This window comes from Rhodanobacter terrae (assembly GCF_042657005.1).
In the GTDB taxonomy this organism is placed as follows: Bacteria; Pseudomonadota; Gammaproteobacteria; order Xanthomonadales; family Rhodanobacteraceae; genus Rhodanobacter; species Rhodanobacter terrae.
The window spans coordinates 247,085-260,132 of record NZ_JBHSNG010000005.1 but is presented as its reverse complement, the minus strand read 5'-3'; the positions used below and the strand labels follow the sequence as shown (position 1 = coordinate 260,132).

Annotated in this window: 12 protein-coding genes; 2 read left to right on the top strand and 10 right to left on the bottom strand. The window is 63.2% G+C overall.

Annotated elements, in window-relative coordinates; translation table 11 throughout:
- The first annotated feature begins 258 nt into the window (after nucleotides 1-258).
- Nucleotides 259-2,112 (top strand): DnaJ-like cysteine-rich domain-containing protein, encoded by a 1,854-nt coding sequence (locus ACFPPB_RS07550; protein WP_377325938.1) that lies wholly within the window; start codon nucleotides 259-261, stop codon nucleotides 2,110-2,112.
- Between the two features lie 69 nt (nucleotides 2,113-2,181).
- Here the strand turns inward: ACFPPB_RS07550 and ACFPPB_RS07545 are convergent, their stop codons facing one another.
- The 10 genes from ACFPPB_RS07545 to ACFPPB_RS07500 all read right to left on the bottom strand — a co-directional run bounded on the left by ACFPPB_RS07545 (nucleotide 2,182) and on the right by ACFPPB_RS07500 (nucleotide 9,280).
- Nucleotides 2,182-3,330 (bottom strand): Fic family protein, encoded by a 1,149-nt coding sequence (locus ACFPPB_RS07545; RefSeq protein WP_377325936.1) that lies wholly within the window; start codon nucleotides 3,328-3,330, stop codon nucleotides 2,182-2,184.
- A gap of 112 nt (nucleotides 3,331-3,442) precedes the next feature.
- Nucleotides 3,443-3,709: a hypothetical protein gene (locus ACFPPB_RS07540; RefSeq protein ID WP_377325934.1), complete on the bottom strand. Its 267-nt coding sequence runs from the start codon at nucleotides 3,707-3,709 to the stop codon at nucleotides 3,443-3,445.
- Entirely contained in the window at nucleotides 3,706-3,999 is a 294-nt protein-coding gene (locus ACFPPB_RS07535) for a hypothetical protein (RefSeq protein ID WP_377325932.1), read from the bottom strand. Before ACFPPB_RS07535 ends, ACFPPB_RS07540 begins: the two co-directional genes overlap by 4 nt.
- Nucleotides 3,992-4,567, bottom strand: coding sequence for a hypothetical protein (locus ACFPPB_RS07530; RefSeq protein ID WP_377325930.1), 576 nt, complete (start codon nucleotides 4,565-4,567; stop codon nucleotides 3,992-3,994). The genes ACFPPB_RS07535 and ACFPPB_RS07530 overlap by 8 nt, the downstream gene beginning before the upstream one ends.
- A gap of 501 nt (nucleotides 4,568-5,068) precedes the next feature.
- Nucleotides 5,069-5,284, bottom strand: coding sequence for a hypothetical protein (locus tag ACFPPB_RS07525; protein WP_377325928.1), 216 nt, complete (start codon nucleotides 5,282-5,284; stop codon nucleotides 5,069-5,071).
- Nucleotides 5,277-5,477 (bottom strand): hypothetical protein, encoded by a 201-nt coding sequence (locus tag ACFPPB_RS07520; RefSeq protein WP_377325926.1) that lies wholly within the window; start codon nucleotides 5,475-5,477, stop codon nucleotides 5,277-5,279. Before ACFPPB_RS07520 ends, ACFPPB_RS07525 begins: the two co-directional genes overlap by 8 nt.
- A 66-nt stretch (nucleotides 5,478-5,543) precedes the next feature.
- Nucleotides 5,544-6,671 (bottom strand): tyrosine-type recombinase/integrase, encoded by a 1,128-nt coding sequence (locus ACFPPB_RS07515; RefSeq protein WP_377325924.1) that lies wholly within the window; start codon nucleotides 6,669-6,671, stop codon nucleotides 5,544-5,546.
- Nucleotides 6,672-6,941: 270 nt separating this feature from the next.
- Nucleotides 6,942-8,228 (bottom strand): RNA polymerase sigma factor, encoded by a 1,287-nt coding sequence (locus ACFPPB_RS07510; protein ID WP_377325922.1) that lies wholly within the window; start codon nucleotides 8,226-8,228, stop codon nucleotides 6,942-6,944.
- A gap of 174 nt (nucleotides 8,229-8,402) precedes the next feature.
- Nucleotides 8,403-8,816 (bottom strand): VOC family protein, encoded by a 414-nt coding sequence (locus tag ACFPPB_RS07505; protein WP_377325920.1) that lies wholly within the window; start codon nucleotides 8,814-8,816, stop codon nucleotides 8,403-8,405.
- A 44-nt stretch (nucleotides 8,817-8,860) separates the two neighbouring features.
- Nucleotides 8,861-9,280: a YciI family protein gene (locus ACFPPB_RS07500; protein WP_377325918.1), complete on the bottom strand. Its 420-nt coding sequence runs from the start codon at nucleotides 9,278-9,280 to the stop codon at nucleotides 8,861-8,863.
- Between the two features lie 165 nt (nucleotides 9,281-9,445).
- Here ACFPPB_RS07500 and recC point away from each other — a divergent pair, with 165 nt between their 5' ends.
- Nucleotides 9,446-12,892, top strand: a complete 3,447-nt coding sequence (gene recC, locus ACFPPB_RS07495) for an exodeoxyribonuclease V subunit gamma (protein ID WP_377325916.1) — start codon at nucleotides 9,446-9,448, stop codon at nucleotides 12,890-12,892.
- Nucleotides 12,893-13,048: the final 156 nt, after the last annotated feature.

Genomic DNA, 13,048 nt, shown 5'->3' with positions numbered 1-13,048 from the left:
TCGCTCAGCTAGTCATCCAGCCCAGTAGACAGTACCGTTATCCACAGACGGCCACCTCGTGTGGCCGTCTTCATCCCGGGTCAGTTTTGAATCGGCACGGCGGGTCAGTTTTAAGTCGGCGTCAACATTCTTACGGGGCAACGCCTGCTCTCGACCCGCCTCTGCGACCTTGCAACCCTGGAATTCAACCACAGAGACGCCGCGCCCTCGTCTTAGGTTTCTGATCCCCTTACCATGAAGGGACAGCCGGAGGGGGCCATGGGGCAGAACGAAGGGAATGTACAGTCACGTCGCTTGATGGAGCACCTCGGCAAGCTGGTAGACGGGAACCACGCACAAGCCCATGAGCTTCAAGCCACAGGCTTGAGTAAGGACACCTATTCCGTCGATGCGTGGGTGACTTGGCAGTTTGGACACGACTCGCGCTCGCGCACTGTGCACGGCAACGGGGCCGTGACCACCCATTTCGGCTTTGAAAAGGGCGCGTTCGAAGCACACCTCCATGCGCTTGGGCATGACGCGGCGAGCAATCGCGAGATCCGCGTGCCGTTCATGCAGACGGTCACGGTGGCCGCTGCAAATTCGCTGCGCCATTCGGGCGAAGCTCAAATGGTCAAGGAATACGACGCTTGCTCCGTGCATCGCCAGTGCGGTGGTTGCCGCGGTTCTGGACAGGTTGCCTGTTCGGGGTGTCAGGGATCTGGGAGGCGAAGTTGCGGTTCCTGCGGTGGCTCAGGGAGCCGCTATGTTTCCGTCAACCACACGCGATGGAACGGCCACTCGCACGAATCTTACGTCGTTCAAGAGCGGCAGAGCTGCTACGGCTGCTTCGGCTCGGGCAACCAGGTGTGTGGGCCTTGCGGAGGTTCTGGGCGCCAACGCTGTGGGAGCTGTTCTGGCCAAGGCTACTTCACTGATATTGTCGAGACGTGGGCGCTTGCTCGCCCGCAGTGGTGGGTGCGCACAGCGAGTGGTCTTGCCCACGAACTGCTTCAAGACTTTATGGCGAAGCGCGGCGCCGCTCAGGCATTGGACTTCGTGCCCTCACTGAGTCTGCTCGACACGGGGTATGACGATGCGGATCGCTGGGTGGTCCACTATGGCGGTGAGGCAGAGGTGATTGAGCAAAGCATCGCACTGCGCAATCAGTCGTGGACGGTGCCGGCGGTTGGGCCCAAACCGGTGCCCATGAAGCCCGCCCCCATCTTTGACTATTTGTTGGCCGCCGAGATTGCACACGTGCGCGATCTGCGGGGGGCAAGGAAGCAAACGAACATCCGCGCGCGGGTGGCTCGCCGGCTTTTTCATACCTATCGCGGATTGCCGGCGCTCGACCAAGCAACGCAGGAGGTCGCCGCACTAGCGGGAGCTTCGGCACCTGCGGGTGCCAACACCGTGCGCCAAGCTATGCAAGGCTTTATTTCCACGGATGCCGCCACCGATCTCGGTGAGGCGATCCAAGCCATGCTCCACAAGATATCGCCGCCCTATTCGATTCTGGCGTGGGCCCTTGTGATGCTAGTCCCGCTGAGTTGGGTAGCGGTCAGCACTGCCATGAATGTGCCCCACGCCAACGGCTGGTTTGACGGCGCATTCGGTCTTGCCGGTGAACTGATCGGCGGTTGTCTTGGCGTGTTGCTGCTGTCGCCGCTCGCATGGGTGCTGAGCGCATCGATCAGTGGCTTGCTTCGTTTGCGGGTTCCGAAACCCTACCGGCAGAAAGGACGCAACTGGGTGCCGTTGCGCCAGATGCTGAAAGTTGTGTTGCTCGCGGCGTTGCCGGGTCTGCTATATGGCTTATCGGTTCGGTATCTTAGAATGCCTCCGGTGGAACCTGCCATTCGTGTTGCATCCGCATGGGTACCTGGGCACATCATCCCTCCACCAAAGGTCCTCATGCGCGCCCAGCCGCCCCTGCAGCGAGTGAACCTGCCGGCAACGTATCGCGCCATCCAGCATTACCTCAACGGACACGGGTATCCGGTCGGCCCTGAAGATGGTCAGCTGGGACTTAGAACTCGCTTGCAGATCGGACGGTATCTGTATCAGCATCATCTGAGCGCTGCTTTACCCCCCGAGACGGTCCTGGCCGACATGCTGCAACGACCGTAGCGGCGATAGCTCAACCCCAGTCCTCACGCTTAATGTTCGGAGTGGTGTCCGTTATACGTGCGTTGAATGCTAACGCTGCAGCAGCTCGATGTATCCCTTGTAGTTGAACTGCTGGTTCCGTTTCTGCTCGGTGCTGCCGGTCAGGACATCGACGTTCTGCAGCACCTTGATGGCCGTGCTGGCTGTGGGAAAGGTCACGTCCAGCTTTTCAGCAGCGAATGTGGTGGTGAAGCGCGGCATCGTCGGCAGCATTTCGAACAGCCGAATGGCCTGCACCGTGCCGTCCTTCGCAGCCATGACCTTTTTGCGGTCGGCAGCGATCAGCGAAGCGATGTCGATGATGCTTCGCTGGGCGTTCTCGGCCGCCTCGGTCGTGCAGTCGAGGAAGAAGCGAACCCAGCTTTCCCAGTCGCCTTCCGTGCGGATGGCCGACAGGAGCCGGTAATACTCGGCTTGGTGTGTCTTGAGCTGGCCGGAGACGTAGAGCAAGGGTTCCGGCAACAGCTTCCAGTCTTCCAGCAACGCAGCGATCAGCAAGCGACCAATACGCCCGTTGCCATCGAGGAACGGGTGGATCGTTTCGAACTGCGCGTGGATTAACGCAATGCGAACCAACGGTGGAAGCGCAGGCGCGGGTTCATGGATGTAGCGCTCCATCTCGCCCAGCAACCGACCGACTTCGATGTGAGGCGGCGGGACGTGGACGGCGTTGCCTGGTCGGGTGCCCCCTATCCAGTTCTGAGAACGGCGGATCTCGCCGGGCAGCTTCTGCTCGCCACGCACGCTGTTCAAAAGGATCGCATGCGCTTCGCATAGCAGGCGCGTCGAGAGCGGCAAGCCCCCTTGTTTGTCGTTGAGCTGGTTTCGCACGTACTCGAACGCCCGCAGGTAGTTCGTCACGTCGCTGACGTCGGTGGTACTGGCAACATCCATGCCGGACTCTTCGTCCAGCAGATCCGTCAGCGTCGCTTGTGTACCTTCCATCTGCGAGGTCAACAATGCTTCCTTGCGGATGGAGCTGTAGATCAGCCACTCAGCGGAAGCGACCAGGCCTGACATTGCGGAGAGCCTTCCCAGCGCCTGTTCCGCAGCTGCATTGCCCGAGCAGCTGGCAGGATCCAGCGGCGGCGCTGCTGGCGGCAGGGGGTTGGGCACGAAGGCCCTGACGGCTTCGCCGCCCGTCGCAGTGGTCATGTAGGTGCCGGTGGTTCGGGGCATGCGTGCTCCAAGCGGGCCACAAAAAAGCCATTAAAGGGATTTTTAAAACATCCGGCCGCTATTAAAGGATGCTTTAATATAGCAGATGAAGGCAAGTATCCCGAACGCTGCCCTAGGCATTCATTTCAGTGGTGTGTTCGGTCTTGCGGTCGGCTGGGTAGCCGATCTTGGGATTCTGGTAATCCAGCTGGTGCTGGCCTTCGTGCGCCAGGGCTTCAGCTCCGAATGCGTTTGTAAGCTTCTGAGAGCTCATGCTCGGGTTGTATTGCTGGAACATGGCCGACAGCGAAGAGGCTTGCTTGACATCGACGGTCATGAGCGTCGAGCTGTTCGCTTCGGCAATGACGTTCTTGCCCAGACTTCCTGCGGCGAGTGTCACGCCATTCCTAAGCCAGGTTGATCGAGTGAAAGGAGCGCCACTTGGGCACTTGCGCCCGCGACAAAGGCGCAGCCAGGGAGCGCCAATTTCAATGTTGAGAAGTAGTACCGGAACTTCACCTCTGGCCAGCGCCGCAGACGGGCATAGGCCAGTGCTGCTGCCGCTGTCAGCAGCCCGCCAGCTAGGTCTTCAAGATGCGAAAGGAAAAGGAACGCGACCACAACACCAACTGCAATACGGACGCGTGACAAACCCTGAGGCATAGCCAGATTGAGGTTCGGGTTATTCATGGTTCGCTCCTGTTGCAGGCGCAACCACTACTGAAAGCTTCGCCGGCGTCGAAGGCTGCACGTCGGCAAGGTGGTTGGTATCGCCACCCTCTCCAGGCGGCACGGCATAGGGCACCACCGGCACCGGCGGGGTGATGCCATCACCAACTGCAATCTGCGCAGCGATGCCCGTACTGGCCCCCTGGAAACCACCCCGGCTCACTTGGATGACGAACGTGTGCCACCCCGTATTGAGATTGAGCGTGGACGTCTGCGACGCCGGTTCGTTGGCAAGGGATAACGGCTGCCCCAGCGGCTGGCCGTCAATGGTGGCTTCCACCGTACCCACCCCTGCAGCGGCACGCAGGATTGAGATCGATTTGGGCGCATCGAGCTTGAACCAGCCTTGGAATTTCTGCGCCCAGTCCGGGCCACCACGCGCAGGGTTCTCCGACTGGAATTCAGTCAGTTGAGTCGATACCGCTACAGACTCCACCTGGGAGAGTTGACCGAATTGGTCACGCTGGAATGTTGAAGACTCGACCCAGCCTGGCGCGATCCCAGGGGGTGGCGCGGACGGCTTGGCCATTACCTGCGGAACCAAGCTTGGGGTGCCACGGATTGCTTCTGTCGGTGCAGGCGCTGGTGCAACGCCACCCCCTACCGCCGGCGGCTGTGCTACCGCCACCGGCGGGGCCACAGGTGGTTTGATTACCGGAGCCGGCGCCAGTGGCTCATGAGGGACAACTTCCGAAACTGGCGCGTGCTCGGGCACGGGTGCGGTTCGAGAGAGTCCCCTGCGCGCCGCCGAAGCGAGTGATAGCAAAACGACGATCGCGATGAACGCGACGGGGATCAGAACTGCGCGCGGTTGGCGGCGTGCCCAAGCTTGTACGCGCTGAGCGAGGGTTTCGTGATCCATGCTGTCCTCCTATTGATAGGGGGCAGCAGAAATTGGTGCCCCTATCCTTTAGGAGTTTTCGCGATCGTGCACAAATTCGGAGTCACGATCGCGGTTCTGGAAGCGACCGTTCCAGACCGACAGCCCACTGGTGGCGAGCACGCCCAACAGCTAGAGATAGAAGCACATTCAGTTGTTGCGTTTGCGACTGGCGATCTTCTGGTCGTAACGGCGTTGCGCTTCAGCCATCGCGTGACCTTGCCAGGCAGACATTTCGCGCAGCAGCCAAATGATCGCGCGTACCAGGCCTGACCACGGCGCGAAATAACCAGCGACCACTACACTCCACGGCAACATAGTGCCCTTGCGGTGGCCGTTGCGCATACCTTGAAGGAACTCATTCACGGCCGCCTACCCTTTTCGTGTTGCTGGCTTTCTCACGCGCCTCGGCCATCGCTCGATCCAGTTGTTCGAGGTAAACATGAGCGATGATTTTTCCGCAGCGCACCGCGGCGATCCCTGGGGCAAAGAACTCGTAGAAGCCTTCACGAAGCCCCTTGATGAAGCGCTGTTTGCAGATAGCCCAGATATCAGACATTACTCACCTGCGCTCTTGCTCGCTTGTCAACCAACCACACAGGCCGCTTGCTGTAGATCGTACGAATCATGGCTGCACCTCCGAAATCATCGAACTCGTGGCCACTTGGGCCACATCGCGTAGACGCTTGGCAAAGTCTTCCGCACGCGGGTGGTAGTAGCGTTCAAGCATGGAGCTCGACGAATGACCCACGATCTTCATCAACTCGTGCAGGCTGAAAATCTCCGCAAGCCGGCTCGTGGCTTCGTGACGGAGATCGTGAAAAGTCAGATCGGCAAGGTAGTCAGCCGAAGGTGTGGCGCCCTTCTCTGCACAGTCAGCCAGGTATCCGGCACGACTGCGTTTGGCTGCGCGAGCAAACGCCTGCGTGATCGAATGCGATTGAAGACCGCCAAGCACAAAGTCATCCGCCACTTCGTCCTTGCCCTTTGTCACAGGCAAAAGATCGTGCAGCACCTTGACTGTTTCAGGCGATAACGGGACACCACGTGGTCTACCCGCCTTTGTGATCCGACCGGGCAAGTAAGCCACGCCGGCATCAATATCTACCATCGACCAGCGAAGTTTGCAGATTTCACCGCGACGCATGGCCGTTTCAACGGCAACGCGAACTGCAGCAGGCAGCCAAGCCGAGTCGCTGGCATCGCATAGCGCAGCAACTTCTTCCACACTGACACGACGTTCGCGCTTGTTCGCCCCCTTGAGCTTCAGAGACACAGCCGGGTTGCTCAACCCAGCCATACCCCAATTGATTCGCGCGCACTCGAAAACTGCATGAAGGATCGTCAGGCGACGGTTGACCGTGGCCACGGCGTAGCCCTTCGTGAGCCAGCGATCACAGAGGGCGCGCACATTGCCACGCGTGATACGGTCGAGAACGGTCTGTGCAAGCGCTTCCTCTTTCAGGACTTTGATGTGGTAGCCCTCAACCTCGGCACCACGGTGCTTGGGAGTTTCGTCGGCCTGGTACTTTTCCAGCGCAACCGCCAGAGTCATACGGTCGGCTCCACCAACATCGCGCCAGGCACCTCGCTCGATTTCGCTCTCGGTTTTCCTTCCCCAAGCCTCCGCATCCTCTTTCCGGGTGAAGGTCTTGTACAGCTGGGGTACACCAAAACGAGCCTTGCGGATGAGCACCTTGTAGGTGCCTGCATCTGTCTTTGAGATGGTTGCCATGCCTTCATTGTCGGGCATCGCTTCTTTCGCGCAATACAAAAACGAACTGTTCCATAGGCGTTCCGCACGTCACAGAAATATCTCTGAAACCGTTGGTACGTCTAGCTTTCTTGGCGTCTGAATTTCGCCTTCACACGGCAGGTGTCACAAGTTCGATCCTTGTACCGCCCACCAACGAACATCGAGTCGGAAGCCATCCTCAGGGGTGGCTTCGTTCTTTTGGGTCCGCGCAGAGGTGCCGGGCGCACCAGGATTCCGGGCGTGAAGGGCGATTCCCAGCCATTTTCCTCAGCGCAGGGACGGAGGCGCCGTCGCATCCGCGCATGCGCGTGCGCGCGCCAGCAGCAGTTCGCGCTCGCGCCCGTTTTGCGTGAGGCCGGCGGCCCGCTGGAACTCCGCGAGGGCTTCGCCGGGTCGGCCCAGCTTGACCAGCAGGTCGCCGCGCACGGTCGGCAGCAGGTGATAGTTCGCCAGGACCGATTCGGCGACCAGCCCGTCGACCAGTTCAAGACCGGCGGCAGGACCGAACGCCATGGCGACGGCTACCGCACGATTCAGCTCCACGATGGGAGAGGGAGCGACTTGCGCAAGTACTCCGTACAGCGCCGCGATGCGGGGCCAATCGGTGTCTTCCGCCGCCAGCGCGCGCGCGTGACAGGCGGCGATCGCCGCCTGCAGCGCGTACGGGCCGCGCGCGCCACCCAGCTTTTCGGCATGCTCTAGCGCCACAAGACCGCGGCGTATCAGCAGCCGGTCCCACTGCGCCCGGTTCTGCTCGAGCAGCAGGATCGGCTCGCCTTTGCCGTTGACGCGGGCGCGCGAACGCGAGGCCTGGATTTCCATCAGCGCGACCAGGCCGTGTACCTCCGGTTCGCGGGGCGCGAGCCCGGCCAGCACGCGACCGAGTCGCAGCGCTTCCTCGCACAAAGCGGGCCGCATCCAGTCGCCGCCGGTCGTCGCGGAATAGCCTTCGTTGAACACGAGGTAGATCACCTCGAGTACGGAGGACAGGCGCGCCGCCAGTTCCTCGGCGCGCGGCACCTCGAACGGCACCTCGGCCTTGGCCAGGCTGCGCTTGGCCCGCACGATGCGCTGCGCGATCGTCGGCTCCGGCACCAGAAAGGCCCGTGCGATTTCCTCGGTGGTCAGCCCCCCGAGCAGGCGCAAGGTGAGCGCCACGCGCGCCTCGACCGACAACACCGGATGACAGGCGGTAAAGATCAGCCGCAGCAGATCGTCGCCGATCGGGTCATCCAGAGCTGCCTCTACCTGCGACACGGCGTGCTCCTGTTCGCTCTCGAGCTCGTGCATCAACTCCACGTGCTTGCGTTCGAGCAGCTTGCTGCGGCGCAGGCGATCGATCGCGCGGCGCTTGGCGGTGGTCATCAGCCACGCGCCGGGATTGTCCGGCACGCCCGACTGCGGCCACTGCTCGAGTGCGATGACCAGCGCATCCTGCGCCAGCTCTTCGGCCAGTCCCACGTCGCGCACCATGCGCGCGAGGCCGGCGATGAGCCGGGCTGATTCGATCCGCCAGACGGCATCGATGGTGCGGTGGGTATCGGTCGCGCTCATGGTGACCGATCACACCATCTGCCTCCCGCCGGCGCAAGAGCGAATCCGTTTCGAGCGAATCAGTTTTCTTCGGCCACCGCCTTCAGGTCGGCAAGCCCGCGCTCGAAGCCGCGGCCGGCCAGGCTGTCCATGTTGAAGAGCAAATGCATGGATTTCGCCAGCCAAAGCGCATGGCTACTGGTCCTTCTCGCAATTGATCATCCACGGCACGCCGAACTTGTCGACCAACATGCCGAAACGCGCGGCCCAGAAGGTCTTTTCATAAGGCATCTGCACCGTGCCGCCTTCCTTCAGTGCGTTGAAGATGCGCTCCCCTTCCGCCGCGGTGTCGACCTGGATCGATACCGCGCAGCCCTTGATGCCGTCATAGGGGCGGTCGGGCGGGCAGTCGGAAGCCATCAGCACCTGGTCGCCGATCTCCAGCCGCACGTGAATGAGCAAGTCACGGGTTTCCGCCGGCATCTGCTCGCAGCCGGGCGCTTCGCCGAAGCGCATCATCGTCGCGATCTTGCCGCGCAGGCATTGTGCGTAGAAGGTGAAAGCCGCTTCGGCGGTATCTTTGAATATGAGGTAGTTGGTCAGTTGCATGGGAATGCTCCGTTGGCTTTCCGGTAGGAGTCCGGAGGTCCGGTTCACGATTTGGCGGCGATCTGCGCCCGCAGGCGCTCTTCCTGCTCGCGCAGCTCGGGCGTGAATTCGGCGCCGAAATCCTCCGCTTCGAACACCTGGCGCAACTCGATCTCGGTGTCGCCATCGAACGGTGCGCGCTTGAGCCATTCGATCGCCTCGTCCTTCGACTTCACCTGCCACAGCCAGAAGCCGGCGATCAGTTCCTTGGTTTCGGCGAACGGCCCGTCGATCACCGTGCGCTGGCGGCCGGAGAATTTCACCCGTACGCCCTTCGAGCTCGGTTGCAAGCCCTCGCCCGCCAGCATGATGCCGGCCTTCACCAGCTCTTCGTTGAACTTGCCCATCTCGGTCAGCAATTGCTGGCCCGGCATCACGCCGGCTTCCGAGTCCTTGTCCGCTTTCACTATCACCATGAATCGCATCGTCGTGTCTCCCGGGGATCGTGGGTTGGAAACCCCTGCTCTGACCAGACGACGAACAGGCTGTCGCCAGATCGACATCTTCCGCGTCAATATCGGGAAATATTCTCAGGCTGTGGGACGCTGCCTCGGTATGCTGTGCCCATGGCGTCATCAGGGCAGGAAAGGATGAAGGAACACCGAAGCGGACTGATCGTCCATCGTGGCAGCCGCACCGAGCGGCTGGCCGACGCACTGGCGCAGTTGCTCGAGGCGCAGCGGCCGGCCAATCCGCTGGCCCGGCAAACGGTGGTGGTGGCGCATCCGGGCCTGCAACGCTGGCTACTCGGTCGTTTCGCGCAGCGCAGCGGTCCGCATGGTAGTCACGGCGTCGCTGCCAACTACGAGATGATCCTGCCGTGGCAATGGTTCGAGCGCACCGCCCGCCGAGTGCTGGGCGACGAGGCATTGATCGGCGGTGCGTATCGGCACGAGGTGCTGCGCTGGCGTTTGCTGATGGCGCTGCCGGCCCTGAAAGCGGCGGAGGTCACCGCGTATCTGGCCGGCGACGATGCCGCACGGCGCGGCTTCCAGCTGGCCGAGCACCTGGCCGGCCTGTACACGCAATACCTGATCTATCGGCCGGACTGGATCCTCGACTGGGAACGGCATCCCGGCCCCCACAACCGCGACTGGCAGGCGGTACTGTGGCGGCAATTGCAGACCTCGATCAACCGTCCGCACCGCGCCCAGCGCAGTGCCGCGCTGCTCGAAGCGCTGCGTACCGGGCATGATCCGGCGGACGAGGCTCCGCTGCACGTGTTCGGTGTCAGCCATCTGCCACCCGACGTACTTCAGGCGCTGCAGGCCACAGCCCTGCATAAGTCCGTGCATCTGTATTTTCCCGACCCGTGCCGCGAGCACTGGGTCTACCTGCGCAAGCAGCGTTTCCTGCTGACCCACGCCGACGATCCGCAGGCGCTGTATTACGAAGTCGGCCATCCCCTGCTGGTGGCTCTGGGCCGCATCGCGCAGGATTTCTGCCTCACCCTGGACGAATGCGACGCTATCGACGAGCGCGACCCGCTCGACGATGCCGAGCCGCTGCCCGGCGAAACCTCGCTGCTGGCGCGACTGCAATCCAGCATCCGCTGCCTGCAGCCGGAGCTGGTCGGCACGACGCTGCGCGGGCAAGTCGCCGGTGGCGCCGGCGCGGAAAAGCTCCTGCCGGCGCTGCGCAACGATCCCAGCCTGCGGGTACATGCCTGCCACACCCGCCTGCGCGAACTGGAGGTATTGAAGAACACCTTGCTGCGCTGCCTCGCCGACGATCCGATGCTGCAGCATCGCGACATCGTGGTGATGGCACCGGACATCAGCGCCTATGCGCCGTACCTCGCAGCGGTGTTCGGCGAGCCGGCGCAATACCGCAGCGATCCGCTGCACATCCCCTGGCATCTGGCCGACGTGGGACTGGCGCGTGCCCACCCCTTGATGAGCGCCTTTGCGCAAGTGCTGGATCTGGCGGAAAGCCGCTTCGCGATCAGCGAGGTGCTGGATTTCCTCGACGTTCCGGCGGTGGCGCGGCGCTTCGCGATCGACACCGGCGGCCGCGATGCGCTGGAGCGCTGGCTGCGCCGCGCCCGCGTGGCATGGGGACTGGATGCCGCCATGAAGGCCGAAGTCGGCGCAGCGGCGACCGACGCGAACTCGTGGCAGTTCGGCTTCGACCGGATGTACGCGGGGCTGATCGTGGGACAGGACGCCGACAGCGAACTGCCGGACGGTCAGCTTCTGGATGGCATCCTGCCGCTGGATGGCGTCTCCGGCAGCGCCGTCGAGGCGCTGGGCCAGTTCGATCGCCTGCTGGGCGAACTGCGCCGGGCACGCGGCGAATTTGCCGGCGCGCGGCCGCTCGCCGCATGGAGCCAATGGCTGCTGGAACTGATCGACGTGCTGTTCCTCGCCGACCCGCGCGACGCCACCGAAAACAACGCGCTCGACGCGCTGCGCCGACTCGCCGCCGGTCTGGGCAGCCAGGCCGCGGAAGTCGGCATCCAGACGCCGCTGCCATGGAGCGTGGTGCGCGAAGCCGTGCGCGGTGCGCTGGACGCGATACCGGAACGCCAGGCCTTCCTGCTCGGCGGAGTGACCTTCTGCGGGCTGGTGCCGCAGCGCTCGATCCCGTTCCGCGTGGTCTGCCTGCTCGGCATGAACGAGGGTGAATTCCCCCGTCCCGGCAACGACGCAGGACTCAACAAGATTCTCAGCCAGCCGCGCCGGGGCGACCGAGACACCCGCAGCGAGGATCGCTACCTGTTCCTGGAAGCGATGATGTCCGCGCGCGACGTGCTGTACATCAGCTATGTCGGCGAAGGCGTGCATGATGGCCAGCCGCGCAATCCGGCCGCGCCGCTGGCCGAACTGCTGCAGTTTCTGGACGAGCAGCACGCGATCGCCGGCAACGAAGAAGCCGATCGCCCCTGGCGCATCCGCCATCCGCTGCAGCCGTTCGACGCGCGCTACTACGAGCGCGACGCGCATGGCCAGCCGCGACACGATCCCCGACTGTTCTCGTATGACCCCGCGTTTGTGGCTGCGCCGTCCTGCACCCATGTGCCGCGCTTTCTCGGCGAGACCGTCGGTACACCGAAGGCCGCCACAGGCGGCGGCGAAGTCACACTCGGCGCCCTCAAACATTACTGGCGCGATCCGGCTAAAGACACGCTGCTGCGCGGTCACGGCATCAGCCTGCAGGCGCTCGACAGCATCGGTGGGTCCGATCGCGAGCCGCTGGAAACCGGAGTCGACCGGATCGAACGGGTCGATCATCGCCTGCTGTTCGAAACGCTGGCCGCCGGCCGCAGCGAACTGCCCGCCGAACCACCGGCATGGCTGGCGCGCTCCGGTCTGCTGGCCTGCGGTGCCATCGGCGCCGAGACCTACGCGGAACTGCGCGACTCGCTGCGAGGGCTGCTCGACAAGGCACAGCCCTTGTTCGCCGACGGCATCGCGCGATCGCTGGCACAGGCGATCGACCTGGACCTCGGCGACGGCTTGCGCCTGACCGGCGTGGTCGACCGGATCTTTCATGGCGCCGACGGCGGCTTGCTGCTGTTCGATGCACAGCCGGGCCGCGCCGCCGGCCTCAGGGAGATGCTGGCCTTCTACATCGATTGGGCCGCGCTGCGACTGACCCATGCCGGCACCGTGCATGGCGACTATCTGGAACCGACGTCCAACAATCGCAAGGCGCGCAGTTCGGGACTGCTCGATCCCATCCGCGCGCAGGATGCCGCCCAGCTTCGGCACGGACTGCGCCGCCTCGTCGAAGCCTATCGATCCGCCGAGCAACGACCCCTGCTGTTCTTTCCACGCACCGCCCAGGCCTATGCCGCCAGCGAGCCCGAGGCGCGCCTCGGCAAAGCCGCGGCCGCATGGGCAGGCGACGATTTCAATGGCGGCGAGCGCGACTACGCACCCGGTTATGCAGCCTTGCTGAGTCGCGGACTGGAGCTGTTCGACCCGGACAGTCCGGCGCATCGCGCCTTCGTCGCCGCTACCGAACTGGTCTGCGCGGTGCTCGATCCGCAGCGCTCGATGCTGTTGAAGCTATCGGAGCCATCCCGCCCATGACCATTTTTTTTGTAGGAGCGCGCTTGCGTGCGATGCTCCCGGCGCAATCGACACCAACGCATCGCGCGCAAGCGCGCTCCTACACGGAAACGCCATGACCGCCGTCGATACCGCCGCCCTGCCCGCGCTCGACTGGCGCCGGATGCCGTTGCAAGG

Bases quoted from the DNA above. Each gene is read 5' to 3' on its own strand.
- ACFPPB_RS07515 (WP_377325924.1), bottom strand. From the start codon at position 6,671: ATGCCCGACAATGAAGGCATGGCAACCATCTCAAAGACAGATGCAGGC.
- ACFPPB_RS07505 (WP_377325920.1), bottom strand. From the start codon at position 8,816: ATGCAACTGACCAACTACCTCATATTCAAAGATACCGCCGAAGCGGCT.
- ACFPPB_RS07550 (WP_377325938.1), top strand. From the start codon at position 259: ATGGGGCAGAACGAAGGGAATGTACAGTCACGTCGCTTGATGGAGCAC.
- ACFPPB_RS07500 (WP_377325918.1), bottom strand. From the start codon at position 9,280: ATGCGATTCATGGTGATAGTGAAAGCGGACAAGGACTCGGAAGCCGGC.
- recC (WP_377325916.1), top strand. From the start codon at position 9,446: ATGAAGGAACACCGAAGCGGACTGATCGTCCATCGTGGCAGCCGCACC.
- ACFPPB_RS07530 (WP_377325930.1), bottom strand. From the start codon at position 4,567: ATGGCCAAGCCGTCCGCGCCACCCCCTGGGATCGCGCCAGGCTGGGTC.
- ACFPPB_RS07520 (WP_377325926.1), bottom strand. From the start codon at position 5,477: ATGTCTGATATCTGGGCTATCTGCAAACAGCGCTTCATCAAGGGGCTT.
- ACFPPB_RS07545 (WP_377325936.1), bottom strand. From the start codon at position 3,330: ATGCCCCGAACCACCGGCACCTACATGACCACTGCGACGGGCGGCGAA.
- ACFPPB_RS07535 (WP_377325932.1), bottom strand. From the start codon at position 3,999: ATGAATAACCCGAACCTCAATCTGGCTATGCCTCAGGGTTTGTCACGC.
- ACFPPB_RS07510 (WP_377325922.1), bottom strand. From the start codon at position 8,228: ATGAGCGCGACCGATACCCACCGCACCATCGATGCCGTCTGGCGGATC.